Raw genomic sequence first — 26809 nt, 5'->3', positions numbered from 1 at the left:
AAAACAGACAACGCATTTTGAAGGCGCAAGGTGTCTAGCAATCTAGGGGCACCTCAAATGGGCAGTTTCGATCCTACGGCAAAGTTTCCGGGCACCTTGCATTAAGCGGAAATCTAAGTGTGAAACACTATATTGATAAAGCGGAAACTTTAGTCACGAAGCATCGTTGCGAAATGGATCAAGCATCGGTTGATAAGCGCATTGCTGACCTTCATGACGCAAATGCTGTAAACATCTCAGCCTCAGAATTGCGCAAAGCAATCGACCAATACGGTAGATTTGTCGGCAAAATGGATGAATTTTGCTCGTTTTTCACACCGGAAAATATTGCTGTAATTGATCGCTGGGGAAGAGACCTTGACCAATTCTCACGATTTACCATTGGGCATTCCGCTACTGGAGCAAAGCGCTCCATAGCAATTAAAGCTGTAAATGAAACAACTAGACTAGAAGCAAACGCTCAAATGTGGATGTATTCCAAAAGTTTGCTGACATAAGAAGTTTTGACTACACGTCGAAGCATCGAATCCGACCTCAGCCATCCCCCTCCGTCGCGGACTGCGCCGCGCCACCTCCCCATGCCTTTTAGCGCGCTACCGCTTCGCTGCTTGAGCGCAGGCACAGGGAGGAGAAGAGAACTTATCCCCGTTCTGTCGGTTTGGCCCATGCTTAGGGGATGACATCCGACCCACACACCGCTGAAAGCTACACGCCGCAAGAACGGCGCGCGCGGCTGCGGGCCTTTGCCGACCGGATGCTGGATCACCTCGAAGACTTAGCTCCGCCGCAGGATGTGCCTGAGCTTGAGCGCACCGTGCGCATCGGCCTGTTGATCGAGCGGCTCTATGCCCGCGTCGATATAGCTGAACGCCGCGCGCCCCCGCCTCCGCTCACCCCTGAACAAGAGGCGGCTGAGGCCGCGCAAAGACGCGCCGAACACCACGCCTACTGGGTGGACCGCGTCAACGGTTTGCGGCTGATGCGTGAAGCGGAGGAAGCCAAAACACTTAAGCCCGCGCCTGCGCCGGTTCCGGCCCTCGCGCCGCCTGTGTATAGTGACTGGACACAGGATTTTGAAGGCTACGGCGACGAAGACGACGACCTGATTGATGACCTGTCCGATGAGGTCACGGCCCCTGCGCCCAAACCTGAGCCGCCCTTAGCGCGGGTTATTGATACGCAAGACCCTCTGCGCGCGCCGGTTCAGTATTGGCGACCTCCGGAACGACCGGATTACGGCGGCGGTTAAGTAAGAGCCCCCACCACCACATCTCATTGCCTAACGGCAATTTCGTGCGGTCCCCCTCCCCGGCAAGCCAGGGAGGTATAAAAAGGGGGTGGTGGGGGCTCTTTACCTTCCCTTACCCAAACAACTTCATCGCCGTCTGTGCGACCAGTTCGCCCTGATGACGCGCGCCCGCAAGCTCGTTCTCCGACGGCTGACGTGATCCGTCGCCGCCGGCAATCGTCGTGGCCCCGTATGGTGAGCCGCCGGTGACTTCATCCAGGCGCATCTGCCCCTGAAAGCTGTAGGGCAGGCCCACGATCACCATCCCGAAATGCAGCAGGTTGGTGATGATGGAAAACAGCGTCGTCTCCTGCCCGCCGTGCTGGGTGGCGGTTGAGGTAAACGCCGCCCCGACCTTGCCATTGAGCGCGCCCTTGGCCCACAGCCCGCCCGCCTGATCCAGGAACACCGCCATCTGCGACGTGATCCGCCCAAAGCGCGTGCCCGTGCCGATGATGATCGCATCGTAATCCGCCAGTTCGGCTATGGTCGCAATGGGGGCGGCCTGATCCAGCTTGAAATGCGCGGCCTTGGCCACCTCTAACGGCGCGGTTTCCGGCACGCGCTTGATATCGACCGTGGCCCCGGCTTTGCGCGCCCCTTCGGCGATCGCACCCGCCATGGTTTCAATATGGCCGTAGGACGAATAATAAAGTACGAGTATCTTGGCCATGTAAATCTCCTGCTGTAGGGTCTGAAAATCGCCTCGACATTAGGTTCAACAGGTGGTTTAGCGTAGTGACAATTGCGTGATTTTTAGACCCATGAAGTGCCCGACCCCAGCATGAAACCGCCCCCTAACCGCCCTCTGAGTGATGCCGAAATCAAGGCCCTGCCCGGCCGGATGGCGGATATGATCGACCTTAAGCGGGTGCGCCTGATCAATGCCCGCCACCCGGTCGGCTGGCTGGCGCGCTATATCCTGGGTCACCGCCATGTCATTGTGGTGCGCGGGTCGTACATCTACTGGCCCCGCCTGCCCGAAGATCTGTCGGCCAAGCCTGAACTGGTCGGGCTTTTGGCCCATGAGCTGACCCATGTGTGGCAGTACCAAAAGGGCATGAACATCTTCAAGTACATGTTCCGTGAGCGCGGGCGCTATAAATATAAAATCTTGCCGGATCAGGCGTTCAAGAAATATGGCTATGAGCAGCAGGCCGCGATGGTCGAAGACTGGGCGCGGCTGAACCACCGCTGCATGGCCCGCTATAATCACAGGTGCTCAGTCCGGGATTTGTCGGTTCTGGTGCCGTTTGCCGATGGTACTGAACCGTTGATGCCGATCGTGATGGCCGCCCCTGCCCCGGCGGCACCCAAAGCGCCTACTAAAAAGAAAACGCCGAAACCTAAAACAGACGCGAAAACCGCACCTACTAAAAAAGTGCAGGCTAAAAAAGCGGCCCCTAAAACCGCAAAACCCAAGGCCCGCGCTAAAAAGCCATCGGCGTCATCGGGAGCCAGCAATGCCTGACCCTGTCGATAACAGCCCGGCCCTGTGGGCTGAGGCGCTCAACTGGCCCAAGCCGGACGGCAACAAATATGATCGCGGCCATGCGGTCGTGCTGGGCGGGCCTGTGGCGTCTACCGGGGCGGCGCGGCTGTCGGCGCGGGCAGCCTTGCGCGGCGGGGCGGGATTGGTCAGCATCGCCTGCGATCCGTCGGCCCTGATGGTCTATGCCGTGGCGTGTGAGGCCGTCATGACCAAGCCGGTCAAGGACGCAGAGACGTTTGCCGAATTGATCAGCGATCCGCGCATCACCGGTGTGCTGATGGGGCCTGCGGCAGGGGTCACTGACCGAACACGAACGTTGGTGCTGGCGGCGTTACAGGCCGGTAAGTCCTGCGTGCTGGATGCCGATGCGTTGAGCGTGTTTGAAGGCGCACCCGATACCCTGTTCGAGGCTATCACCGCACCCACCATCCTCACCCCGCACGAAGGCGAGTTCGTTCGTCTGTTTGGCAAGGTCACCCACCGCGAAGCTGACGCTGTGGCCGCAGCCCGCAAAAGCGGTGCGGTGGTTGTGCTCAAAGGCCGCGATACAGTCATTGCCGCCCCTGACGGTCGGGTGGTGATCAACAAAAATGCCTCTGAATGGTTAGCCACCGCCGGATCAGGCGATGTGCTGGCCGGATTGTGCGTCAGCTTGCTGGCCCAAGGGATGCCCGCGTTTGAGGCCGCCTGTGCCGCCGGCTGGATGCACGCTGAGGCCGCCTATCTGTTTGGTCCCGGCCTGATCGCCGAAGACCTGCCCGATCAGCTACCCCGCGTCTGGCAGGGCCTGTCACTCGGCCACAATGGCTTTAATGTGCACGGCTAAAGCGCATCCCAAAAAGTGTTGCACGGTTTTTGGGCAAGATGCGCGTCAAAACAACGGCTAAATCGCGCAGACCACGCCGGTGCCTTTGAGGCCGCAATAGCCGCCAGGGTTTTTCTCTAAATAGCCCTGATGGTAATCCTCGGCGTAGTAAAAGGGCGTATCCTCATCGGGACCAAAGATTTCCGTAGTGATCTCACCCAAACCGCGAGCCTTAAGGCCTGCCTCAAACGCCGCTTTTGAGGCCAGCGCTGCCTGATACTGAGCGTCGGTACGGGCAAAGATGGCCGATCGGTACTGGGTGCCGACATCATTGCCCTGACGGTGGCCTTGGGTCGGGTTATGCTCCTCCCAGAACAGTTTCAGCAACTGGTTGAAGCTGATTTTGGCCGGATCATAAACGATCTGCACGCCTTCGGTATGGCCGGTCTGACCTGAGCACACTTCTTTATAGGTCGGGTTGGGCGTATAGCCGCCAATATAGCCGGCCGCCGTCGAATAAACACCGTCCTGCTTCCAGAACAGCCGCTCCACGCCCCAGAAACAGCCCATCGCCACCACGACCGTTTCCAAACCTTCCGGGAAAGGCCCCTTGATCGGGGTACCCAGCACAGCATGGATATCGTCGGTAGGGAGCGGATCAGGACGGCCGGTCAGGGCCTGATCTTTTGAAATCATTTGAGTTTTCAAACCGAACATGGGAAAACAACCTTGAAATTGGGGATAATGAACTCGGATTTCTTATATAGGACGCAAAAAACGAAACGCCATAGCCATTAGGACTTGCGCTTTCGCGATGGGTGGGTATAAACGCCGCCTTCCCGCGACAGTTCAGACCTGCGGGAATAATGCGGACAGGTGGCGGAGTGGTCGATCGCGCACGCTTGGAAAGCGTGTGTACGTGCAAGCGTACCGAGGGTTCGAATCCCTCTCTGTCCGCCATTTATTCAATTAAATAATTGATTTAAATATTTTCCAATTCAGAAAAAGCCTTGCCCACGCTTTTGGTTCGGTACTCAGCGGCCTGTAGAGGCACTAGGCTGAGTGTATTGATGGAGACGGTGGCGTTTGGCTTCTTCGTCCTTTTCGTCACCCCGGCGCACCAAAGATGAATTCAGAAAAACCCACCATTGGCGAAGACAAGCTGGCCGTTGATCCATTCACCGTCACTTAGACACAGGGCCGCGATAGCGTTCGCGACATCTTCGGGTTCACCGATGCGGCCATAAGGGGTCATCTGGGCGGCCTGAGCGCGCATCGGCGCCGGTATGTCCAGCAAGAGGGTATTGGTCGGGCCGGGCGCTACCGCATTGACCGAGATACGCCGCCCCGCCAGTTCCTTGGCCAGACATCCGGCATAGCTTCCTGAGCGGCTTTGGACGCGGCATAGGCGCCGTGAGTGGCCCGGCGGGCGCGGATTGAGGTTGAACTCAGGGTAATGATCCGACCGCCATCACGGGTACGACGGGCCGCTTCGCGCAAGACGTTGAAGCTGCCCCTGATATTGGTAAGCATCATGCGGTGGAAAGCCTCATCCGTCATCTGGGCGAAGGGGGCGACATTCATGATGCCGGCATTACTGATGACCACATCGACGCCGCCAAACGCCTTGTCATTGGCATCAAACAGCGCCTTGACGGCGGCCGGATCGGCGACGTCAGCTTGCTGATGGATAGCGCGACCGCCCGCTGCAACGATGTCGCGCACCACCTGTGCCGCCAGGTCGGCGCTGGTCAGGTAGTTTATGGTCACGGCAAAGCCGCTTTTAGCCAAACGTTTGGCCGTGGCGGCGCCGATGCCGCGTGATGAGCCGGTGACGATCGCCGCCCGGCCAGCACCGGGAAGGGTGCCCTCACTGGCTTTGGACGTTTGCGCGGAGGCGGCACCCGACAGGGTCAATGCGGCGGGTGCCGCCGCACTGAGCGCCAGAAAATTACGGCGCGAATTTTGAGTATAAGACATAAGAAAAATTCTTGATGGGATTAAAAGAGGATTTCGGATTAAGGCTTGGCTGGATTATTTTTCGTCACCAAAATCGGACGCCGGTTAAGGTTTCCGACAGTTCCCACAAGCGTTTGGCGTCAGCCTGATCGAGCGCGGGCGCAGGCATCTTGGCCAAGGTCGGATAGCCGCGGGTTTCGCTCATCCGCTCCGGCCCGATATAGTTGCCGGGCTGGGCCAGTGGCGAGGTGGCGGCAAATAAAGTCGGCCACGCCCCATGCGCCACCGGCTGGAACATGAACCCCAGAAGGCTGCGCAATATACCGACGGAGCTCCAGCGGCCGGCCGAATTGTACAAAAGGTTGGTACGCGACAGGCCCGGATGGGACGCCAGACTGGTCACACCCCAGCCAGCGGCCTCGCTGCGGCGCTGAAGCTCCAAGGCAAACATCAGACAGGCCAGTTTCGACTGGGCATAGACCGGCATGGGGCGATAGTTTACTTCGGCATTCAGGTCGTTAAAGTCTATGGCACCCTGACGGGCGGCAATGCTCGATAAGGTCAAGACCCGCGCCGACTTTGACTGACGCAGCAGCGGCATCAGGTGGGCGGTAAGCGCAAAATGGCCCAGATAGTTGGTGCCCAGTTGCAACTCGAACCCGTCTTCGGTCATGCGCCGTTTCGGGGGCCGCATCACCCCGGCATTATTGATCAGAATATCGAGGCTCAGTCTTTGGTTGCGCAACCGGCGGCCAAAATCAGCGACTGAGGCCAGACTGGCCAGATCGAGCGCCTCAAAGCGCACATCGGCGGCAGGGACGGTTTCTAGAATGGCCGCCACCGCCACCACCCCTTTTTTAGGGTTGCGCCCGGCGATGATAACCTCTGCCCCGGCCTGAGCCAGAGCCAAAGCCGTTTCAAAGCCCAGACCGCCCGTGCCGGTAACCACCGCTGACCGGCCTTTTTGGGAGGGCATATTAGAAGATGTCCACTTAACCATGATGATACCTTAGAAGCTATAAGCCAAAGTGATGCCCGCCGTGGGTTGCCAGCGGCTGCCGAGGTCGGTGATGGGGCTGTCGGCAATATCACCGACCAGATAGTTGACCCCCACCCTTCCCACGACGCCCAGACTCTTATTGAACCAGTAACCGGCGGAGACGCCGACTCCGACATCCTTGAAACCGGAGTCGGGTCTGTAGGCAGCAAGGCCGCTGGCCGACGACGAAGCCGGATCAACCCCGAAATAGGTCCGGGCATAGTCTTCGCTGGCCCAGGTCGTTTGCGCGTCAAAGGTCAGGGAGAAATCAGGCTTGCGAACGGCGTAGTAACTGGCGCTGGCGGTGGCCAGAACCCCTTCATGAGTGCTGGACACATCGCGCAGAACCGTCAATTCGGTCTGGAGGGAGCCCACCCCACCTTCCCGGCCGCCGAAGCGGTAACCGACGAACGCCCCGGCTTCAAAGGCGGTGTCAATGTCCGGCAACAGACCTACCGCGCCGTCCGCATCATCGCGCGACAAACGCGCCCCAATGACGGGGCCTGCCGACAGGCGGGCATTGGGGATCAGATCGGCCCGGGCGCGCAGGCCGCGCACTTCGATATTGACGTGCCGCCAGCGAATATCGCCAAAGGCAAAAGGTATGACGCGCATATCCTCAGCACCATCATACTCAGGCATAACCCCGACACCGAGGGCGACCACGCCGTGAAGCGAGCCGTCTGATGGTCGATCTTGCGCGGCGGCGGCGGTGCCAAGTACGGCCCCTGCCATCACTATTCCACAGCCTAAAAAGTAAGTTTTGTAGGTCAGCATGTTCATTTCCTTGCGATTGAAACTATGAATTTCAGGCGTGTTTGTTCACATTCCGGTACATGGATGTCCGAAAGGGATGAGGTCTAAGGCTATGTTTTCGCTTTAGGTTTTACGGATAAGGTCCGCGATACGCCGATTAGCAATCAGGCAGGCGATGGCTGACAGGACGCAGGCTACAGGCACGATCAACAGGCCAAGTCCCAGCCCGTTGGGTATCTGCGCTTCGGTGGTCGCATCGCTGATCATGCCGACCATCAGCGGTGCCAGCGCCGGCCCCAGAAGGCCCGAGGCAATCATCACCAGACTTGAGGCCATAGCCTGCTTGCCCGGCCCGGCCACCAGATGGGCAGCCCCAAACGCCCACGGCAGCAGGAAGGCAAAAGCCAGCATGGTTGGCACGAACAGCAGAATGGCTACCCACCCGACGGGGGTGAACAGGGCCGCCGTGACCGTCACGCTGGAGACCAGGAACAGTACGGCAGGTGGCCCCAGCACACGACCCGTGCCGGATCGGACCGCCCGGTCAAAGCCACGTCCGCCGACGAGCGTGCCGATAATGCCCATCAACCCCTGAAGCAAACCAAAGGACATGCCAACTTCGCTGGCCGTAAAACCGTGGGTGCGGATCAGGAATGGCGCCGAAAAGGCATAAAAGGGGGCAGACGCAAAACCGAGGGCTACCCCCGCAATGACCAGCCAGCGAAACGCGGGCACTGAGAGCAGACGCAGGCTTGAGGCCAGAAAAGGTTCCGGCTTTGTGGCGGCTTGGGCAATGCGCGGCGTCGGGGGTATGACCAGATAGGCCAGCACGGCTACCAGACCGCCCAGGGCACCGGCGCCGATAAGGGCTGTGCGCCAACCCAAACTATCACCGATGGCGCCACCGGCGGCAAACCCAACCATCGTCCCCAGCGGGATTCCCATGGAGAACAGGCCGATCGCCAGTCCGCGCCGGTCGGGCCGGATGATGCGGGCAATGATGGCATGGCCGGAGGGTATGGCACCCGCCTCACCAAAGGCCACGCCAAAGCGGGTCAGGGCCAGAAACACAAAGCTGGCGGCCATACCGCCCATCGCCGTCATGGCGCTCCACACCAAAAGGCAGGTGAGCAGCACCATCCGGGGTGAGCCGCGATCCGCCTGACGGGCCAATGGCAGAGATAACAGGGTATAGCAGACCGCAAAAGCGATACCGGTCATCAGGCCGATCTGGGTATCGCTCAGCGACAGGTCTGTTTTGATGGCTTCCGCCAGGATATAGGGCAGTATCCGGTCGATCTGGCTGACCGCGTTTATCAATAGAAGCGTGGCAAGGACGGCCCCAAAGCGCCAGCCCTGCACATAGTCAGGGTTTATGGCCGGGGGTTGACAAGTCAGCGCGTTCGGCTCAATTCTTTGGGTCTCAGCATTGTCTGACATGGCCAGCTTTCACTTTAGTACGATTGGGCAAAATCAAGCTAAAGGGAAATGTCGATGATCAAAATGCCTGAAACCTCAATAAACTTGCCTATTCCTGCAAAGCCGGACTCTAAGGTGGTTCAATTGCACCCCAGACCGTTATCGCCCACGGCAGTCGGGGCATCGCCTATGCTTGCCGGACTACTCAGGGACGTTACGGCCTATGCCGACGCTCAGGGCGGCGGTCAGGGCGTGTTTAAAACCGCCGTCAGCAACGTCAATATCCTGCGCTGCTTTCAGGCCATGATGCCGATGCGCAAGATCTATAAGCCGTCCATGTGTGTGACCTTGCAGGGGTCCAAGGAAATCCTGCTGGGGGATGAGCAGCTCGATTACCGCGCTATGGAATTTCTGGTTGTCAGTGTCGAAGTGCCGGGTTCCGGCCGTATTGTCGAGGCCAGTCCGACAGAGCCTTATGTCGGCGTGGTCATTGATTTCGACAGCGCCATGATGCGAGAGGTCATGGAGCAGGTCGACGACATACCGGCGACGCCGGAATCCGCCCGATGCGTGTTTGTGGGCAAGGTCGATGACCGGCTGGCCGAATGTATTCTACGACTGGTGCGCCTGTCGGATACGCCAAAGGCGGTGCCTGTGCTTTACCCGTCGATCATGAAGGAAATCTATTACTGGCTGCTGAGCGGACCGCACGGGGCGCAACTGCGTAAGCTGGCCCTGCCGGAGAGCAATATGGAGCGGGTGGCCAACGCCATTTACCTGATCCGGGATAACCTCGCCAAAACCATACGTGTCGAGGCACTGGCGTCTGAGGCGCGCATGAGCCCGTCATCCTTCCACCAGCATTTTAAGCGTATGACCTCGATGTCGCCGCTCCAGTACCAAAAGCAGTTGCGTTTGCTGGAGGCGCGCCGTCTCCTGATGGCCGATGCCGCCAATGTGTCGGACGCTGCCTATCAGGTGGGGTATGAGAGCGCCTCTCAGTTCAGCCGTGAATATTCCCGCATGTTCGGCATGGCCCCTAAACGCAGCCTGATGACGCTGCGGCCCATGCCCGCCTGACAGAACCCTGTAGGATCAGGCAAGAAATTTGCACGTTCAGGCATTCAATCCGCGCCAGTGACGCGGTAACCTAATTATCGGCCATCCCTCTCCCTAGGGGTAAGCCAAAATCAACCACCAACGCTAACGGATTAACCGCAGACCACATCTGCGGCGCGCAGTCGGCCGCTAACCACCGCGCGTTTCCGACCGCGCCTGACAGGAAACTGGCCATGCCCGACCAATCCGATACCAAGCCGCGTCGCCCGTTCCTGACCCGTCGAAAGCTGATCGTCGGTGGCGGGCTTGCCGGGAGCGCAATGGTGGTCGGGGCGGGTATCGCCAATATTGATACGCTGTTGAGCCTCGGTGCCGAAGGACCTGAGACACAGGACTTTGGCCCGTTCATCCGGATTGCCGCAGATAACAGCGTCACGATTGTCAATAAGCATCAGGAGATGGGTCAGGGCATCCATGCGGGCCTGGCCGCCATCGTCGCCGAAGAACTGGACGCCGACTGGAGCAAGGTGCGGATCGAGGCGGCACCTGCCAATATGAAGCTCTATGGCAATACCACCGCCCGCATTCAGGGCACCTTTGGCTCCAATGGCATTGCCAATTCCTGGGATCAATTAAGACAGGCCGGGGCCGCCGCGCGCTATATGCTGGTGCAGGCGGCGGCTGATTTATGGCAAGTCTCGGCGGGTTCACTGACGGTTAAGGACGGTATCATTACCGATCCGCTGACCGGCCGGACCGCGCCCTTTTCGGCCCTGCTGGCGCGCGCCGCCCAAATCAAGCCGCCCGAAAACCTCCCCCTCAAAGACCCAAAACAGTTCACCCTGATTGGTACCGAACGTGTCCGGCGCAAGGATAGCCGCGCCAAGATCACGGGCGCAGAGCGCTATACGCAGGACATCCAGCTCAACGATATGATGGTAGCGATGGTCGCCCATTCGCCACGCTTTGGCGGCAAGGTCTTAAGCTTTGACGATAGCGAAGCCCGCAAAATTGCAGGCATAGTTGACGTGTTTGAGATTCCGTCAGGGGTCGCGGTCGTAGCGACGGATACCTATACGGCCAAACGCGGACGCGATGCTCTTAAGGTTGATTGGGACGACGAAAAGGCCGAGATGCGCTCATCCGAAGACCTGTTCAAATTTTACCGTGACACCGCGCAAGGCAAGACCAACATCAAAGGCGACCACTTCCAGAAATCAGGCAATCCCGAAGGCGCTTTCGAAGGCGACCTGCTCGAAATCACCTATGACCTGCCCTATCTGGCCCATGCGCCGATGGAGCCAATGAACTGCGTGGCCTTGGTTGATGGCCGCTCAGTGAAACTGATTACCGCGTCACAGATTCAGACGATGGATCAGATCAACACCGCCCGCGTGGTCGGCTGTCTGCCCGGATCAGTGGAGATAGAGACCCTGCCCGCGGGCGGCTCGTTCGGCCGGCGCGGCGTGATGAGTTCAGACTATATCGTCGAATGCGTCCACATTGCCAAACATGTCGGTGGCGGACGGCCGGTCAAGCTGATCTGGACACGCGAAGACGATATGATGGGTGGATACTACCGCCCCATGTCGCACCAACGCCTATGGATTAAAAGTGGCGCTGATGGCTTTGCTAGCGCCTGGCGGCACCATACGGTGGTGCAATCCCTGACACCGGTCGGGCCAAATACACCCGGCGTCGAAGGCATACATGGATCGCCTTATCTGGCGGCGACCACCGTAGTCGATGGCAAGGTATTTACCCCACAGCTTGCCATCCCGCCCGGTTTCTGGCGCTCCGTCGGGGCGTCCCATTCGGCCATGGTTATGGAACATACGGTCGATCAACTGGCCCGGCGCGCGGGCCGCGATCCGGTCGATTACCGCCGCACGATATACATCAATACCCATAAAACCCGCTGGCTTAGCGTGCTTAATCTCGCTGCTGAAAAAGCCGGATGGGGCAAGCCGCTTGAAGCCGGATGGGCGCGCGGTGTGGCGGTGTGCGAATGTTTTGGCACCGTGGTTGCGCAAATCGCAGAGGTCAGCCTGATCGATGACAAACCCAGGGTTAGGCGCGTCGTAGCCGCCGTCGATTGCGGCATTGCCGTCGCCCCGGATCAGATCCGGGCCCAGATGGAAGGTGGCATCTGCTTTGGCCTGAGTGCAGCGCTCTATGGCGGGGTGACGCTTGAGGGCGGCATTGTTCAGACCACCAATTTCGACACCGCGCCCGTCCTGCGTATTGATGAAGCGCCGGTGATTGAAACCCATATTGTCCCGTCAGGTAACCCACCGACCGGCATGGGGGAGCCGGGCGTACCGTTGATGGCGCCCGCGCTTGCCAATGCGCTTCTGGCCCTGACCGGTCAGCCCACCCTGTCTTTGCCATTTGTCAAATCCTGAACCCTGCCGGAGACTATGAAATGCCCTATACGATCCGTCTTAATGGCAAACAACATACGGTCGATGTCGATGCCGACACGCCTCTGTTGTGGGTAGTGCGCGACACCCTGCACCTTACCGGCACTAAATACGGATGCGGTGTCGCCCAGTGCGGCGCGTGTACGGTTCATGTCGATGGCCAACCGGTACGATCCTGTTCATTGCCGATCTCAGCCGTGGGCGACAGTGACGTCACCACTATCGAGGCCGTCTCTGGCCCGGAAGCGCTGGCGGTTCAGGCGGCCTGGCTGAAGATTGATGTGCCGCAATGCGGCTATTGCCAGTCCGGCCAGATCATGTCGGCCGTCGCGTTGCTTAAGGACATTAAGGTACCCACCGATGCAGAGATTGACGCGGCCATGACCGGTAATATCTGCCGCTGCGGCACCTATCCGCGCATCCGCAATGCCATCAAGGACGCCTCAAAATCATTGATATGAACGCACACCACACAATCGAACGCCTGTCGAGTGAGATAGCTCAAGGGCGCCCTCACCCGGTCACTGGCCTTACGGTATGAAGGCATATTCACCCTTATACGATACGGTTTGAGCGAGGCACTTTCAGAGGCAACCTGTCTGGTCGAGGCGGCCCGTGACACTACCGCCATCGCGGATGCCGCCTTAGCCCTGCTCTACGGTTTTCCCAATCAGTCTAAGCCCGATTGCCAAAGCGGGTGCAGCGCCTGTTGTCATCTGTATGTCAAGGTGCCGCCCGGCATTGCCGACGCGAACGTTTGCATGAGCGCCTGATCGAGACGGTTGAGGCTATCGATACGACTGAGCATCCCGAGCGTCTGCGCCAATCCTGCCCGCTACTGGCAGACGACGGACAATGCTCTGTTTTTCGACTTAACATACATAGATTGGGATCATTCGCTCGCAGCGGCGCTATTTTGGTCGGCGGCATGGGCCGCATTATTCATCAAAGACAAGCGTATCGCGGTAGTGGCGTTCGTTGCAGCATTCTCGCATTTTGTCGCTGACTGGCCGATGCACAATAGCGATCTGGCACTTTATCCCAATTCTGATATCCATATGGGCTATGGGTTATGGGGGAAATTAGGAGTAGCCTCTTGGGTACTTGAAGGTGTTTTCGTTTTGACGTTGGCAGTTTATGCTTGGATTCAAAGCGAAAAGCGAGGCGTCAGCATGCTTTGGCCTTCCGTGGTATTGGCGCTTCTGTTTCTCAACCTATCGCCTTGGCTTTCGCCAATGAAGCATGTTGCCACGCTGAATGAGCCAGCCGCACACATATTGCATGGCATCCTCGTGACCGGTGGCTTCTTGCTGCCTGGCGCGATCATGACTTGGCTTATAAACCGAAGTGAACTGAAAGCTAAGTGATCACAGCTACCAAAGATCAGGGCGAAAGCCGCTTTTCATTTTAAAGATCTGTCTTTGCCGGGCATTGGGAAACAGGCGTCATAATCATTGACCAATTTTCGCAAAGCGCTTTAATTGGGCAACAAATAGATGCCAGGCCTCAAAGCCTAAGGATGACCTTCATGCCTGCAAACGACAGCCCTTCTGATGCAACCGAATCCGACAAGGATGTTCGCGCCTATCAAGTGGTCGGAAAGTCACTGCTCGACCGGATCTGGACCGGGGAATTTCGCGTGGCGGGCAAGCTGCCGACTGAACGGGATCTGGCCGAATCCTATGGGGTTGGCCGGGCGGTAATCCGTGATGCTCTGGTGATGCTGGAGGTCAAGGGCCTGATCCAGTCGCGTCAAGGATCGGGCATCTATATTACCCGGCTGGCCTATGAGAGCCGGAATACACCCGGCATCATGACGGTCCCCGTGCCCGCCCAGGCTGCCGCCGGCGCTGCCGACTGGGAGACGCTAATTGTGGCACAGCAGTGGCTGGAAAGCCATTTGGCGCAGATCGCATCCTATCGCATGACGGACGCCGCCCTGCATCAGATTAAGACGGCTGCCGAACAGTATGCCACGAGCCGGGACGCTGAGGGCTTACGAAAACAGGAAATCGCCGTTCATATGGCTATCGCTCAGGCCGCCCAGAACGCCGAGCTTACCGGCACGGTCTATTATCTTTGGAGCCGGCGTAAAGACATCAACGATCTGCCCGATAGCGCCAAGGTTCTGGAGGTCCGGCGCAAGCAAACCGCCGAATCGCACCAGAAGATCATCGCCGCGCTCCAGCTCGGGGATGGCGGCAGCGCCTATCATAAGATGTGGCACCATTTTGAAGGGCTGAAAGCGGCTATGGGTACAGCCGCTTTCGCAGGACAATAACTTCCGGAAATTGGTCAACCACTTTCGTTGCTGTTTTAAATTAGAAATGCACCGAAAAACGGGCGGAATTTGTGGTCACAGCGAAGACCATACCAATCCGATCATCGGACCCTCCCCGCATCTTTAGCCAAAGCACTTGAAGCACGCCGCACCAGACCAAGTCGTCATAAAAGGTTGGTCAATTTTTACAAAAGAACAGGCATGAGCGACACGCAATTTACCAATTGGTGCTCAAATGCGCATGTTCCATCGCCAGGCCTCACGATAAGAATAACATAAATGTCACACCTTTTGGTCGTTAGAAAAATTTTGGTTAGACAATTTATTCAGGTAAATTATTGAAATATATTATTAATAATTTCAGCAACGATCTTGCGACTGACAATCAGCGCAAATTGGCTGACAAAAAAAGTTCACGAAACCGACATTGAAATTGACAGGCCAATTTTTCAAGCCATAGTCTAATTCCAGCAATTGGCCTTCCAATCCTACAAAATGGTATGCACGGAAGGATATTGCCCGAACATCTAATATTTAACGGTGTCGAGTGACGGGACATAGCTGCCTCCCCATGCGCAGGTGTGCCCAGACGCCAAAGGGGATAAATCTATGACTTTCAAGCACTATGCCTTAGTGAGTACCGCCCTGACTGGGCTTTTGATGGCCTCCGTGGCCACCGCTCAGGATCAAACCGCCGCCACGACTTCCGCCGACGCACCGGTCGAAGAGGTGGTCATTGTCGGCTTCCGCAAGAGCCTTGCCGACGCTTTGCGCGCCAAGAAGGACGATATCCGTGTCTCGGACGGCATTTCCGCCGAAGACATCGGCAAGTTCCCGTCTGAGAACATTGCCGAAGCCATTCAGCGCATTCCCGGCGTTCAGATTGGTAACGTCAACGGGCGCGGCTCAACCATCGCCGTCCGTGGTCTGGGACCGCAATATGCCTACACCACGGTCAACGGCCAGACCTTCAAGAGTGCTAACTTTACCGATGGGTTCCGCTTTGACGTGATCCAGACCGAACTGGCATCAGGGATTCAGGTGATCAAATCTCCAACCGCTGACATGGATGCAGGCGGGTTGGCCGGTACCATCAATATCGACACGGTGCGCCCGCTCAACCTTAAGGGCCGCACGCTGGTGGCTTCGGTCAAGGCGCAGAACTCAGAACTGGCCGATGCCGATACTACGCCGAAAGTCACCCTGACCTATGGCGACAAGTTCCTTGACGGCAAGCTGGGCGTGTTTTTGGGCGCTGGCTACCAAAAGCTGAACGACCGCGCCGACTACAGCTTCATGGACCGCTGGTACACGACGACCGCGTCGAACACCTTTGCCGCAGGCTCAGTCGCCGTTCCCGCCGGTACCGTGGTGCCGCGCCGTCCGCGCTACCGCCGCATCGACCGCGAAACCGAGCGTTCGCAGCTTAATGCCGCCGTTCAGTACCGTCCCAGCGAAGATCTGGAGATGGGCCTGACCGCCATCTATTCTCACGATTATACGACCTATGATGTCAACCAGCAGGTCTTTCTGTTTGGTGGTCTTGGCACCATTCAGGTCAACGAAGTCACGAACGGGCTGGCGACCAAAATCGTTGTCAACAACTTCACGACCGAAAATAACCGTCAGCTTGAAACCCGCGATCTGAAATCTTCAGCCCTTACCGCTGATTTCAAATATACCGGCATCGAGAACCTGACGCTTAAGGGCGTGATCAACTATACCGAAGGCAAGGGCTACATCTCCGAAGAAGCCGCGATCCTGGCGATCACCATTCCATCGGCGACACTTGACATGTCTGATCCGGAAAACGTCAAGTTCTCCACCTCGGTCGATCTGAACGATACGGCGTCTTACGCCTATAACAAGCTGACCCGCAATGAGTATCCGAACGGTGGCCAGACCCGCAACGATACCGATGAAACCTCGGCGCAACTGGATGCCAAATACTGGCTCGACATGGGCTGGCTGCAATCGGCCAGCGTCGGCCTGAAGTACAAGAAGGAAAACTTCAACCGCCACCGCACCCGCAGAGACCGTCTGGTTCTGGGCTATTACCCGACCGCACAATTTACCCCGGCCTTCAGCTATAATGACGCCGTCTCCGGCTTCCTCGACGGCGAAGGCAGCTTTGGTACTAATTGGGTCGTGCCGGACATCGACGGCTATCGTGAGATGATGGCTGCCGAAGGCGTGACCATCCCGCTGCAATTCGCCCCCGAAGCCACCTATGGTCTGGAACGCGACATTAAGTCGGTTTACACCATGACTGATCTTAAGGGCGACCTGTTCGGCTTTGGCGTGCGCGGTAATGTCGGCATTCGCGTTGAGAAAACCGACCAGACCGTCAACGGCTACCTGACCACCCCGAACCCGAACTCCAGCGCCGATGTCCGCATCGCCGCCGGCACCTATTCGACCGATAAGTCCTATACCAATGTCCTGCCGTCCGCGAACTTCGTGGTCAATCTGAACCCGAACCTGCTGGTCCGTGCCTCGGCCGCCAAGGTTCTGGTGCGTCCGATCCTCGACTCCAGCACCAGCCTTGCGACCACGATCAACTCTTCGGTTTCAGGCGGCGTAACCACCTATTCCATCGCTCTGGGTGAAGCTGATCTTGAACCGCTGACCGCCAATCAGGGTGACCTCGGAATCGAATGGTACTATGGCAAGGGCAATGCCCTCAGCCTGTCGGCCTTTGCTAAGGAGGTCAAGAACGGCACCTTTGATACCTTCATCTGTCCGGCCAGTTTTGAAGGCGTTGCCCTGACTGACAACGGTACGGATTGCGTTAGCGCCAATGGCAGCATCTATGACATCAATATCAAGGCCAATGATCCATCCAAGAACATGATCAAGGGTTACGAAGTCAACTGGCAGCAATCCTTGGACAACCTTCTGCCGCTGGATGGCTTTGGCGTGATTGCCAACTACACCCACGTCACTCAGGACAAGAGCGCCAAGTTCCAGCTTCGCAACCTGTCTGAAAATACGGCTAACCTGACCGGTTACTGGGAAAACTCGACCTTCAGTGCCCGTGTTTCGGCCAACTATCGTTCGGAATATCTGCAAAACTCAGCCGACAGCTTCTTTGCCCGTGAAACCCACATCGTCAAAGACCGCACTCAGGTCGATGTCGTTCTGGGCTACACCATCAATGAGCAGATGAGCCTGTCGTTCGGTGCCCAGAACATCACCAACGAAAAGGAAGACGCCTATTATCTGACGGATAACATCTGGCAGATGACGGCGGTGACCGGGCCCAGCTACTACCTGTCGTTCCAGTATAAAATGTAAGCGTAAACTGATATAAAGGCGGGGTTATCTCCCTCCCCCTGTGCCCCGCCTTTACGGGTGCGAGACCTAAGCCCGGTTCCCTCACAGTGCTTTTGGTCTCGCACCTTTCTCCTGATTTTAAGCGTTCCGACTGCGAAAAGGTTGTCATGTCCGGTATTTCACGTCGCCAAGCCCTGATGCAAACCCTGGCCGTCGCCGCCTTTACCACCGCGCCCGCCTTTGCGGCTGAGGACACAACCGCCGCCGCCCGCGCCGTTTTGGGCCGCCTGATGGGCAAGCGCGCACACGACATAAAACTTAAGCTTACCGGCGGGGCGGACAGCTATTTTGCCGTCAAATCCGCCAAGGGCGCGGTCGCCATCGAAGGCTCATCGCCGGTGGCCCTGACGCGCGGCGCCTATGCTTACCTGACCTCGATCGGTGCGGCGAACGTAAGCTGGGAAGGCAACCGCGTGGCCCTGCCCGCCGCCCTGCCCGCCGCCGATACGGGTAAGGTTGCCACGCCGTTCGCCCACCGCGTCTATATGAACACCTGCACCTTTGGCTATACGACGCCGTTCTGGGGCTGGGCGCGCTGGCAGAAAGAACTCGACTGGATGGCCCTGCACGGCATCGACATGCCGCTGGCCATGGAAGGTCAGGAATTTGTCTGGCAATCGTTGTGGCGTGAGCTTGGCCTTAGCGATACCGAACTGGGCGACTATTTCTCCGGCCCGGCGTTCACGCCCTGGCACCGCATGGGCAATATCGAAGGCTATATGGCTCCGGTGCCGCAGGCGTGGATCGAAAAAAAGCGCGTGCTTCAGGTCAAGCTGCTCAAATCCATGCGCGATCTGGGCATGACGCCGATCCTGCCGGCCTTTGGCGGCTATGTCCCCAAGGCCTTTGCGCAAAAGCACCCCGAAGCGGGCATCTACCCCATGCGGCCGTGGGAAGGCTTTCATGAAACCTACTGGCTCGATCCGGCCGATCCGTTGTTTGCCGTGATCGCCAAGCGCTTTATCGAGCTTTATACGGCCACCTACGGCGAAGGTCAGTACTATCTGGCCGATAGCTTCAATGAGATGCTGCCGCCGATTTCCAAAGACGGCTCGGACGTGAAAAACGCCAAGTACGGCGACGGCACGGCCAATACCAAGGAAACCGAAACCGTCGTTGATCCGGCGCTGAAGGCCGAGCGACTGGCCGCCTACGGGCAGGCGATTTACGACTCAATCCGCGGCGCTAACCCTGATGCCGTCTGGGTCATGCAGGGCTGGCTGTTCGGGGCCGATAAGCATTTCTGGTCGGCGGACGCCATTGGCGCATTTTTAAGCAAAGTGCCGGACGATAAGCTGATGATCCTCGATATCGGCAATGACCGCTATCCGGGTGTGTGGCAAACGACCGACGCCTTTCAGGGCAAGCCGTGGATCTACGGCTATGTCCATAATTATGGCGCGTCGAACCCGGTCTATGCCGATCTCGATTTTTATAAACAGGATATCGGACGTTTGGAGGGCAACCCCAAAACGGGCGCGCTCAAGGGCTTTGGCATGTTCCCCGAAGGCCTGCACAACAACTCGATCGCCTATGAGTATTGTTTTGATGCGGCCTGGGGCATAGGGGGGGGCGGCGGAAAAGGTTCCGTCGATGACTGGATCGCAACCTATCTCAAAGGCCGCTATGGCCGCACGACGCCTGCGCTTTTGAGCGCGTGGGGCGATTACCGCAGGTCAGTCTACACCACCAAATACTGGACACCGCGCTGGTGGAACAAGGCCGCCGGGGCCTATATGGTTTTCAAACGCCCGCAGGCCGCCATCACCAGCTTTGAGGGCCATCCCGGCGACCGCGCTTTGCTGCATAAGGCCGTGACGGAATTTTTGTCACTCAAAGGTTTTGAAGGCTCACAGCTTTATCGCCACGACGTCATCGATGCCGTCCGCCATCTGGCCTCCGAAGAGATCGACTATCTCCTGATGGGGATCATCACCGACTACCAAAAGGGCGACCTTGCCGCAGGCGACGCCAAACGCGCCAAATTCACCGACCTGATGATCATGGTTGATGCCCTGCTGGGCGATCAACCCGACACCCTGTCGAGCTGGATTGATGAGGCCCGCGCCTACGGCGACACCAAGCCGGAATCCGATTACTACGTCCTCAATGCCAAGGCGCAGGTCACGGTTTGGGGGGGACTTGGTAATCTCAATGACTACGCCTCCAAGGCCTGGCAGGGGATGTATAAGGATTTCTATCTGCCGCGCTGGACCAAGCTATTGGCCGCCGTCCGCCAAAGTGCAGTGACGGGCAAGGCCTTCGATCAGGTGGCCTTTACCCGCGACATCACCGCGTGGGAGCAGGCGTGGGTAAAAACAAATGCGACCTTTACCCGTCGCCGCCCAAAGGACGCCTTTGCCCTGTCGCGCCAGATCCTTAAGCGCCAGAGTGAGGCGTGATGGACCGGCTGCGTTTCACCGCTCTGGATGTCTTTCGCGGCCTGACCGTCTGCGTGATGATCGTCGTCAATACGTCAGGTGCAGGCGCTGAGCCGTACTACCAGCTTCAGCATGCTCAGTGGTTTGGCTTTACGCTGGCCGACCTTGTGTTTCCGTCGTTTCTGTTCGCGGTCGGCAATTCAATGGCGTTCGCGTCACGACGCACCCTGCCCAATGATCAGTTCCTGCTAAAAGTCGCCAAGCGCACCGCCCTGATTTTCCTGCTCGGCTATCTGATGTACTGGTTTCCGTTTGTGCACCAACTACCCGACGGATCGTGGGCGTTTAATGACGTCGGCCAAACCCGCATCATGGGTGTGCTGCAACGCATCGCGCTCTGTTACGGTGCGGCAGCCCTTGCTGCGCGTTACCTGCCGGTCAAGGGCATCATCGCCCTGTGTGCCGCGCTGTTGTTCGGGTATTGGGTCGCGCTGATGGCATTCGGGCCGGCCGGTGAGCCCTTAAGCATGGTCGGCAATATCGGTGCCCAGATCGACCGCGCCGTACTTGGCCTCGATCACATGTATCGCGGCGGGGCCAAGGGCTATGAGCCCGAAGGTCTGTTCTCGACCCTGCCCGCCATCGTCAATGTGCTGGCCGGATATCTGGCGGGCCTTGCGATTGTTAAGGCGTCTGATCACAGAACCGCTGTATCCAAAATGCTGGTCGCGGGTGTGGCGCTGGTCGCCGCGGGCCTGATCTGGAGCCTGTTTTTTCCGTTATCCAAGCGCATCTGGACGTCGTCGTTTGTGCTTTTGACCATCGGCATCGACTGCCTGATACTGGCGGCCCTGATCACCTATACCGAGATTCAGAAACTCAATTTCGGTGTCAAATTCTTTGAGATTTTCGGCAAGAATCCGCTCGTTATCTATCTGTTTTCGGAACTGCTGGTCATCAGCTTGCAAACCTTCACCACACCGGCTGGCACCAAACTTTATGACTGGGTGGGCATCCATCTGTTTCAGGCTATTCTGCCCGGTGCCATCGGCTCACTTATCTGCGCCATTGTCTACATGCTCGTCTGCTGGCTGCTGGGCTGGTGGATGGATCGTAAAAACATCATCATTAAGCTTTAGGGGATCACCATTATGTCGCCACCGTCTGAAACTACCCGATCGCCCTTACTCGCCATGAGCATCATTGGCGGCATGTTCTTTATCTTCGGCTTTGTGACCTGGCTGAACGGACCGCTGATCACCTTTGTGCAACTGGCCTTTACCCTGTCAGATGTCGAAGCCTTTCTGGTGGTGACGGTCTTTTACATGTCCTACTTCTTTCTGGCCTTGCCGTCCGCCGCGATCCTGAAAAAGACCGGCATGAAAAAAGGCATGGCGCTGGGGCTTTTGGTCATGGCCGTAGGGGCCGCGATCTTCGGCCAACTGGCGACCATGCGCATTTTTGAAGGCGCGCTAACCGGCCTGTTTATCATTGGCGCAGGGCTGGCCCTGCTGCAAACCGCTTCCAACCCCTATATCTCCATCCTTGGCCCCATTGATTCCGCCGCCCAGCGCATCGCCTTCATGGGCATCTGCAATAAGATCGCAGGGATTCTAGCCCCCATCGTCGTCGGCGGTCTGGTGCTCAATGGCGTCGGTGAATTTGCAGCCCAAGTCGAAGCCGCCACCGATCCCGTTGCCCGCGAAGCCCTGCTCGATGCCTTTGCGCAAAAGATCCACCTGCCCTATCTCGGCATGGCGGCTTTGCTGGCCGTGCTGGCCTTTGCCGTCGCCAAATCGCCCCTGCCCGAAATCAGCGATCAGGCCAATGAAAGCTCCGCCTCCGACACCACCGGCAAAAGCATATTTGCCTTTCCGCAACTGTGGCTCGGCTTCGTGGCGCTGTTTTGTTATGTCGGCGTCGAAGTTATGGCCGGTGACGCCATCGGCACCTATGGCGCGGCCTTTGGCATTCCGCTCGACATCACCAAGTATTTTACCTCGTTCACTCTGGTCGGCATGCTGATCGGCTATGTAGTCGGCCTGATCATCATCCCACGCTTCATCTCTCAGGAACGCTATCTGGCGATCTCGGCGGTATTAGGCGTTTTGTTCTGTCTGGGCGCGTACCTGACCCACGGTCTGGTCTCAGTCGGGTTTGTGGCCGCGCTTGGCTTTGCCAATGCCATGATGTGGCCGGCGATCTTCCCGCTCGGCATCAAGGGTCTGGGTAAGTTCACCGAAACCGGTTCAGCCATCCTGATCATGGGCATTGCGGGCGGGGCTGTCCTGCCGCAACTGTTCGCCCACTTCAAAGGCAGTTTTGATTTTCAAGCCGTCTTTGCCGTCATCATGATCCCGGCCTATCTCTATATTCTGGTCTTTGCGCTGTTTGCCATCACCCAGAGCGCCAAAGCCAAAGCCGCCTCAGTTAATTCTTAGTCCTCTTACCGCGTTAGATTTCATGCAAGACCTTGCCCCCCCTCCTCTCTATTACATCGGCATCGACGGCGGCGGCACGCGCTGCCGGGCGCGTCTCAAGACCCGCGCGGGCCAAACCTTAAGCGAAGGCTATGGCGGTGCCAGCAATATCCGTCTGGGCCTCGGTCTGGTCTGGAGCAATATCATGGCTGCGGTCGATGAAGCCCTGGCGAAGGCAGAGCTTACCCATGCCGACCTGCCCGACATTCATATCGGTCTGGGGCTGGCGGGGATTTCCTCGCCCACCGGCGCGCAGGTCACCATCGATTCCGGCCCTAATTTCGGGGCTATCCGCGCCTCCAGCGATGCCCACGCCGCCTGTTTGGGGGCCTTTTCGGGCAAGGACGGGGCTATCCTGATTTCCGGCACCGGCTCAGCGGGTTACATTTTTAACAACGGTATCGGGCGCGGAATCGGCGGCTGGGGCTTTGAAGTCGGCGATGACGGTTCAGCCGCCGGTCTGGGGCGCGAGGCCCTGCGCGCGGCCTTGCGTGGCTATGATAAGATCGCGCCGTCCACGGATTTCACGCAGGAAATTATCGCCTCCTTCGGGGGCCATGCCGCCGATGTCATCGCCTTTGTCGATACCGCCACCCCCAGCGATTACGGCGCGCTGGCCCCGCTGATCATGAGCTATGCCGAACAGGGCGATCCGGTTGCGGTTGGCTTGGTCAAAACCGTGGCAAGCGAGATCGGTCTTTATCTGCAACGGCTGCATGCCCTGGGGGCCACTAAGATCGCCCTCGTCGGCGGGCTGTCCGAGCCGATCCGCCCATGGCTGTCAGGCCGTGACGCCGCCCTCCTCAGTGAACCCGAAAGCGATGCCGTCGAAGGCGCGCTGCTGCTCGCCCAAGGGGCTGGCACCGGTCTTAGCGGTGGCATGGGCGGTGGCTTGGGCGCCCCCCGTGTTCCGGCATAATCTCATGATCCACCATACCCCTGCCGCCAGATTACAGATCGCCCGTCCGGCCTTCGCCCACCAGATCGGCACGCTGAATAAGGACGATGCTACCCCGCTCTATCAGCAGCTTCAGAAGTTGCTGCGCACCGCGATCCACAGTCAGGTCATCACCGCCTCCGAAGCCATCCCCCCGGAGCGCGATCTGGCCTATGATTTCGATGTGTCGCGCATTACCGTGCGCAAAGCCATTGACGGGCTGGTCTCTGAGGGCTTGCTGGTTCGCCGTCAGGGCTCCGGCACCTATGTCGCCAGCCGGTTTGAGAAAAGCCTGTCGCGCCTGTCATCGTTTTCCGAGGACATGATTTCGCGCGGGCGTAAGCCCCATTCGGAGTGGATCAGCAAGACCCACGGCGTCGTCACCCCCGAAGAATCCCTGTCGCTGGGTCTGTCACCGGGCTCTCAGGTGTGCCGGTTTCAACGTCTGCGCTATGCCGACGGGATGATCATGGCGCTGGAATATACCACCCTGCCGGCCTTTGCCCTGCCGACCCTCGATGAGGTCGGGGATTCGCTTTATGAAGCCCTGAGCCGTACCGGCCATCGCCCCGTGCGCGCCTTGCAGCGTCTGCGCGCCGTCGCCCTGACCGGCGAACAGGCCGACCGCCTTCAGGTGCCCCCCGGCACCCCCGGCCTGTTTATCGAACGACGCGGGTTCTTAAGCGATGGCCTGACCTGCGAGCTTAACCACTCCTATTATCGCGGCGACGCCTATGACGTGATCGCCGAAGTCAATGAACTGGGCAATCTGACCTACGGGTTCTGATCCCTGATTTAATACCGCCATTTTTAAAGAGTCATCATAATGTCCGCTTCCCTTAGCCATCCCCTGAAACGCCCCGAAGACACCCTCATGTTCCGTGAGGCCCGCGAAAGCGGCGATGCCGTCGCGCGTTTTTTAGACACCAATCTTGAGACCATCGCCCGTATAGTCACGCGCCTTATGGCAAACCCGCCGCGCTCCGTGACGACCTGCGCGCGCGGATCATCCGACCATGCCGCCACCTATGGCAAGTACCTGATCGAGACCCTGATCGGCATCCCGACCTCAACCGCGGCCCTGTCGGTATCCTCCCTTTATGACTCTCCGGTGTTTGCCGCCGATACCCTCTGCATCGCCATTTCACAGTCGGGCCGCAGCCCTGACCTGCTCACTTCGGTTAAGGCCCACAAAGATTCCGGCGCGTTTGTGATCGCTCTGGTCAATGATTTCACCTCGCCACTGGCTGAGCTGGCAGATGAGGCTTTGCCCCTGTGCGCGGGCCCTGAGCTGTCGGTGGCGGCGACCAAATCCTACATCACCTCACTGGCAGCACTGGCTGCCCTTGTGGCCCACTGGGCTGATCATGCCGCCCTCAAAGAGGGTGTGAACCGCCTGCCGCAGCACCTGACGCAGGCCTTTGATCTGGAATGGTCAGGCGCTTTGCCGACCCTGACCCCAGCCCGCAACCTGTTCGTCATCGGGCGTGGCTACAGCTTTGCCGTCGCACAGGAAGCTGCGCTCAAGCTCAAGGAAACCTGCGCCCTGCACGCCGAAGCCTTTTCCGCCGCCGAAGTCAGGCACGGCCCGATGGCTATTGTCGGAGAAGGCTTCCCCATCATCGGTTTTGCCCCCTCCGATAGCGCTGGCGACGATGTCCGCGCCGTCGCTGCCGAATTTTCAGGCCGGGGGGCCAATGTCTGGCTGGCGGATGCAAAAGGGAATGGCAATCTGCCCGCCCTGGCCGCCGAAGCCGTCCTTGAACCGATATTGATGGTAGCGTCGTTTTACCGGCTGGCCAATGCCCTGTCCATCGTGCGCGGGCTTGATCCCGACAGTCCGCCGCACCTTAACAAAGTGACCCGCACCGTCTGATGGCTATTCATTTCACCAACGGCCAGATCCTTGGCCCCGAAGGTTTTGTCGCCCATGCCGGTTTGACAGTCGATGGGGGCCTGATTGCTGATCCCGGCGACCTCAAAGGTGCGCAGATCATTGATCTTGACGGCGGTTATCTACTGCCCGGCTTTATCGACACTCAGGTCAATGGCGGCGGCGGCGTGCTGTTCAACGACACCCCCGATGTCGCCACTATTGCCGCCATCGGTGAAGCCCATGCCGCCTATGGCACGACCGGCTTCCTGCCGACCCTGATCAGCGACCGTATTGAGGTGATTGATGCCGCCATGCGGGCCGTTGAGCAGGCAATCTTAGAGGGTGTGCCCGGCGTGCTCGGTATCCATATCGAAGGCCCGTTCATCAGCGAGGCCCGCAAAGGCATCCATGACGCCAGCCTGTTCCGCACGCTTGATCCCGCCGCCAAGGCCCTGCTGAAAAGCCTGAAACGCGGCAAAACCCTTGTCACTCTGGCGCCGGAAACCTGCACACCCGAAGATATAGCCGAACTCAGCGCCGCCGGGGTCATCGTCGCGGGCGGTCATACGGACGCGACCTATGACGTCACCAAAGCCGCCATTGCGGCGGGCGTCACCGGCTTTACCCACCTGTTCAATGCCATGTCCCCCTTCACCCACCGCGCCCCCGGCGTGGTCGGTGCGGTGCTGGAGGATCAGACGACCTATGCCGGTCTGATACTGGATGGCCGTCATGTCCATCCGGTAGCCGTGCGGGTCGCGCTGAGCGCCCGCCCCAAAGACCGGTTCATGCTGGTCACCGACGCTATGCCCACGGTGGGTGCTGAGACCAAAACCTTTGTGCTGAACGGCCAGACCATTCACGTCAAAGACGGCGTGTGCGTGGGGCCTGATGGCACCCTGGCCGGATCTGATCTCGATATGGCCGCAGCGGTACGATATGCGGTCACTGAGGTCGGCACGACCGTGGCCGAGGCCGCCGTTATGGCCGCGACGTCCCCCGCGGCCTTCATTAAGATGTCGCATGTGACCGGCACCATAGCTCCGGGCCTTAAGGCTGATCTGGTCTGGCTTGATCGGGATTTGCGTATGCGCGGAGTGTGGCGCGCCGGTGTCCGTCATCAGACCAAAACCCTCACGCCCGCCTGACTAATCAGGTCTTGGCTTAACTCAGGTCTGGGAACTCACGAAGCGTTTACCCCGTTACTCTTTAGGGTTTTCGAGTCCTCAGTGCCCTTGGACGCATCCTCCTTGTGAGGATGCGTCTCTTTCTCTTATT

General features: G+C 58.5%; 24 protein-coding genes and 1 tRNA gene. 18 read left to right on the top strand and 7 right to left on the bottom strand.

From position 1 onward, the window contains the following. The first annotated feature begins 119 nt into the window (after positions 1-119). A complete protein-coding gene (locus IE102_RS11025; RefSeq protein ID WP_189486530.1) occupies positions 120-497 on the top strand; it encodes a hypothetical protein in 378 nt (125 codons plus the stop codon). 179 nt (positions 498-676) lie between these two features. Next, positions 677-1249, top strand: a complete 573-nt coding sequence (locus IE102_RS11020; protein ID WP_189486529.1) for a hypothetical protein — start codon at positions 677-679, stop codon at positions 1247-1249. A gap of 112 nt (positions 1250-1361) precedes the next feature. Here IE102_RS11020 and wrbA read toward each other — a convergent pair whose 3' ends face one another. Continuing rightward, on the bottom strand, positions 1362-1961 hold the full coding sequence (gene wrbA, locus IE102_RS11015) for an NAD(P)H:quinone oxidoreductase (RefSeq protein WP_189486528.1): 600 nt from the start codon (positions 1959-1961) through the stop codon (positions 1362-1364). A gap of 111 nt (positions 1962-2072) precedes the next feature. Here wrbA and IE102_RS11010 point away from each other — a divergent pair, with 111 nt between their 5' ends. After that, complete coding sequence (locus tag IE102_RS11010; protein WP_189486527.1) at positions 2073-2759, top strand: hypothetical protein; 687 nt, start codon at positions 2073-2075, stop codon at positions 2757-2759. Beyond that, positions 2752-3606, top strand: a complete 855-nt coding sequence (locus IE102_RS11005) for an NAD(P)H-hydrate dehydratase (RefSeq protein ID WP_189486526.1) — start codon at positions 2752-2754, stop codon at positions 3604-3606. Before IE102_RS11010 ends, IE102_RS11005 begins: the two co-directional genes overlap by 8 nt. Before the next feature lie 57 nt (positions 3607-3663). Here IE102_RS11005 and msrA read toward each other — a convergent pair whose 3' ends face one another. Continuing rightward, positions 3664-4302, bottom strand: coding sequence for a peptide-methionine (S)-S-oxide reductase MsrA (gene msrA / locus IE102_RS11000; RefSeq protein ID WP_189486525.1), 639 nt, complete (start codon positions 4300-4302; stop codon positions 3664-3666). A gap of 153 nt (positions 4303-4455) precedes the next feature. Here msrA and IE102_RS10995 point away from each other — a divergent pair. Next, a tRNA-Ser gene (locus IE102_RS10995) sits at positions 4456-4545 on the top strand. 172 nt (positions 4546-4717) lie between these two features. Here IE102_RS10995 and IE102_RS17995 read toward each other — a convergent pair. The 5 genes from IE102_RS17995 to IE102_RS10975 all read right to left on the bottom strand — a co-directional run bounded on the left by IE102_RS17995 (position 4718) and on the right by IE102_RS10975 (position 8779). After that, a complete protein-coding gene (locus IE102_RS17995) occupies positions 4718-4924 on the bottom strand; it encodes an SDR family oxidoreductase (protein ID WP_268247479.1) in 207 nt (68 codons plus the stop codon). Continuing rightward, positions 4906-5565: an SDR family NAD(P)-dependent oxidoreductase gene (locus IE102_RS10990; protein WP_268247478.1), complete on the bottom strand. Its 660-nt coding sequence runs from the start codon at positions 5563-5565 to the stop codon at positions 4906-4908. Before IE102_RS10990 ends, IE102_RS17995 begins: the two co-directional genes overlap by 19 nt. Before the next feature lie 64 nt (positions 5566-5629). Then, positions 5630-6544, bottom strand: a complete 915-nt coding sequence (locus IE102_RS10985; RefSeq protein WP_189486524.1) for an SDR family oxidoreductase — start codon at positions 6542-6544, stop codon at positions 5630-5632. A 9-nt stretch (positions 6545-6553) separates the two neighbouring features. Then, on the bottom strand, positions 6554-7360 hold the full coding sequence (locus IE102_RS10980) for a MipA/OmpV family protein (protein ID WP_229807706.1): 807 nt from the start codon (positions 7358-7360) through the stop codon (positions 6554-6556). A gap of 102 nt (positions 7361-7462) precedes the next feature. Then, entirely contained in the window at positions 7463-8779 is a 1317-nt protein-coding gene (locus tag IE102_RS10975; RefSeq protein WP_189486523.1) for an MFS transporter, read from the bottom strand. 168 nt (positions 8780-8947) lie between these two features. Here IE102_RS10975 and IE102_RS10970 point away from each other — a divergent pair, with 168 nt between their 5' ends. The 13 genes from IE102_RS10970 to nagA all read left to right on the top strand — a co-directional run bounded on the left by IE102_RS10970 (position 8948) and on the right by nagA (position 26679). Next, a complete protein-coding gene (locus tag IE102_RS10970) occupies positions 8948-9838 on the top strand; it encodes an AraC family transcriptional regulator (RefSeq protein ID WP_189486522.1) in 891 nt (296 codons plus the stop codon). A 212-nt stretch (positions 9839-10050) separates the two neighbouring features. Continuing rightward, a complete protein-coding gene (locus tag IE102_RS10965; protein ID WP_189486521.1) occupies positions 10051-12222 on the top strand; it encodes a xanthine dehydrogenase family protein molybdopterin-binding subunit in 2172 nt (723 codons plus the stop codon). A 20-nt stretch (positions 12223-12242) separates the two neighbouring features. Next, entirely contained in the window at positions 12243-12701 is a 459-nt protein-coding gene (locus tag IE102_RS10960; protein WP_189486520.1) for a (2Fe-2S)-binding protein, read from the top strand. A gap of 321 nt (positions 12702-13022) precedes the next feature. Then, positions 13023-13607 (top strand): hypothetical protein, encoded by a 585-nt coding sequence (locus IE102_RS10955; protein ID WP_189486519.1) that lies wholly within the window; start codon positions 13023-13025, stop codon positions 13605-13607. A gap of 161 nt (positions 13608-13768) precedes the next feature. After that, positions 13769-14521 (top strand): FadR/GntR family transcriptional regulator, encoded by a 753-nt coding sequence (locus IE102_RS10950; protein ID WP_189486518.1) that lies wholly within the window; start codon positions 13769-13771, stop codon positions 14519-14521. A gap of 609 nt (positions 14522-15130) precedes the next feature. After that, a complete protein-coding gene (locus IE102_RS10945) occupies positions 15131-17818 on the top strand; it encodes a TonB-dependent receptor (protein ID WP_189486517.1) in 2688 nt (895 codons plus the stop codon). Positions 17819-17964: 146 nt separating this feature from the next. After that, a complete protein-coding gene (locus IE102_RS10940; protein WP_189486516.1) occupies positions 17965-20259 on the top strand; it encodes an alpha-N-acetylglucosaminidase in 2295 nt (764 codons plus the stop codon). Beyond that, on the top strand, positions 20259-21377 hold the full coding sequence (locus IE102_RS10935; RefSeq protein WP_189486515.1) for an acyltransferase family protein: 1119 nt from the start codon (positions 20259-20261) through the stop codon (positions 21375-21377). Before IE102_RS10940 ends, IE102_RS10935 begins: the two co-directional genes overlap by 1 nt. 12 nt (positions 21378-21389) lie before the next feature. Next, positions 21390-22679, top strand: coding sequence for a sugar MFS transporter (locus tag IE102_RS10930; RefSeq protein ID WP_189486514.1), 1290 nt, complete (start codon positions 21390-21392; stop codon positions 22677-22679). Positions 22680-22701: 22 nt separating this feature from the next. Continuing rightward, a complete protein-coding gene (locus tag IE102_RS10925; protein WP_189486513.1) occupies positions 22702-23637 on the top strand; it encodes a glucosamine kinase nucleotide-binding domain-containing protein in 936 nt (311 codons plus the stop codon). A gap of 4 nt (positions 23638-23641) precedes the next feature. Next, the gene (locus tag IE102_RS10920) at positions 23642-24442 is read left to right on the top strand and encodes a GntR family transcriptional regulator (RefSeq protein ID WP_189486512.1); all 801 of its coding nucleotides are present in this window, start codon (positions 23642-23644) and stop codon (positions 24440-24442) included. 39 nt (positions 24443-24481) lie between these two features. Then, on the top strand, positions 24482-25531 hold the full coding sequence (locus IE102_RS10915) for an SIS domain-containing protein (protein ID WP_189486511.1): 1050 nt from the start codon (positions 24482-24484) through the stop codon (positions 25529-25531). Next, positions 25531-26679: an N-acetylglucosamine-6-phosphate deacetylase gene (nagA, locus tag IE102_RS10910; RefSeq protein ID WP_189486510.1), complete on the top strand. Its 1149-nt coding sequence runs from the start codon at positions 25531-25533 to the stop codon at positions 26677-26679. Before IE102_RS10915 ends, nagA begins: the two co-directional genes overlap by 1 nt. Positions 26680-26809: the final 130 nt, after the last annotated feature.

It is taken from the genome of Asticcacaulis endophyticus (assembly GCF_014652575.1).
GTDB lineage: Bacteria > Pseudomonadota > Alphaproteobacteria > Caulobacterales > Caulobacteraceae > Asticcacaulis > Asticcacaulis endophyticus.
This window is presented reverse-complemented; position numbering and strand designations above follow the sequence as displayed.

Coding starts and splice junctions, on each gene's coding strand:
- IE102_RS10985 (WP_189486524.1), bottom strand. CDS start 6,544: ATGGTTAAGTGGACATCTTCTAATATGCCCTCCCAAAAAGGCCGGTCA.
- IE102_RS10920 (WP_189486512.1), top strand. CDS start 23,642: ATGATCCACCATACCCCTGCCGCCAGATTACAGATCGCCCGTCCGGCC.
- IE102_RS10975 (WP_189486523.1), bottom strand. CDS start 8,779: ATGTCAGACAATGCTGAGACCCAAAGAATTGAGCCGAACGCGCTGACT.
- IE102_RS11010 (WP_189486527.1), top strand. CDS start 2,073: ATGAAACCGCCCCCTAACCGCCCTCTGAGTGATGCCGAAATCAAGGCC.
- nagA (WP_189486510.1), top strand. CDS start 25,531: ATGGCTATTCATTTCACCAACGGCCAGATCCTTGGCCCCGAAGGTTTT.
- IE102_RS11020 (WP_189486529.1), top strand. CDS start 677: ATGACATCCGACCCACACACCGCTGAAAGCTACACGCCGCAAGAACGG.
- IE102_RS10940 (WP_189486516.1), top strand. CDS start 17,965: ATGTCCGGTATTTCACGTCGCCAAGCCCTGATGCAAACCCTGGCCGTC.
- IE102_RS10930 (WP_189486514.1), top strand. CDS start 21,390: ATGTCGCCACCGTCTGAAACTACCCGATCGCCCTTACTCGCCATGAGC.
- IE102_RS10945 (WP_189486517.1), top strand. CDS start 15,131: ATGACTTTCAAGCACTATGCCTTAGTGAGTACCGCCCTGACTGGGCTT.
- msrA (WP_189486525.1), bottom strand. CDS start 4,302: ATGTTCGGTTTGAAAACTCAAATGATTTCAAAAGATCAGGCCCTGACC.
- IE102_RS10925 (WP_189486513.1), top strand. CDS start 22,702: ATGCAAGACCTTGCCCCCCCTCCTCTCTATTACATCGGCATCGACGGC.
- IE102_RS10915 (WP_189486511.1), top strand. CDS start 24,482: ATGTCCGCTTCCCTTAGCCATCCCCTGAAACGCCCCGAAGACACCCTC.
- IE102_RS10950 (WP_189486518.1), top strand. CDS start 13,769: ATGCCTGCAAACGACAGCCCTTCTGATGCAACCGAATCCGACAAGGAT.
- IE102_RS11005 (WP_189486526.1), top strand. CDS start 2,752: ATGCCTGACCCTGTCGATAACAGCCCGGCCCTGTGGGCTGAGGCGCTC.
- IE102_RS10990 (WP_268247478.1), bottom strand. CDS start 5,565: ATGTCTTATACTCAAAATTCGCGCCGTAATTTTCTGGCGCTCAGTGCG.
- IE102_RS10935 (WP_189486515.1), top strand. CDS start 20,259: ATGGACCGGCTGCGTTTCACCGCTCTGGATGTCTTTCGCGGCCTGACC.
- IE102_RS10970 (WP_189486522.1), top strand. CDS start 8,948: ATGCTTGCCGGACTACTCAGGGACGTTACGGCCTATGCCGACGCTCAG.
- IE102_RS10960 (WP_189486520.1), top strand. CDS start 12,243: ATGCCCTATACGATCCGTCTTAATGGCAAACAACATACGGTCGATGTC.
- IE102_RS10965 (WP_189486521.1), top strand. CDS start 10,051: ATGCCCGACCAATCCGATACCAAGCCGCGTCGCCCGTTCCTGACCCGT.
- wrbA (WP_189486528.1), bottom strand. CDS start 1,961: ATGGCCAAGATACTCGTACTTTATTATTCGTCCTACGGCCATATTGAA.
- IE102_RS10980 (WP_229807706.1), bottom strand. CDS start 7,360: ATGCTGACCTACAAAACTTACTTTTTAGGCTGTGGAATAGTGATGGCA.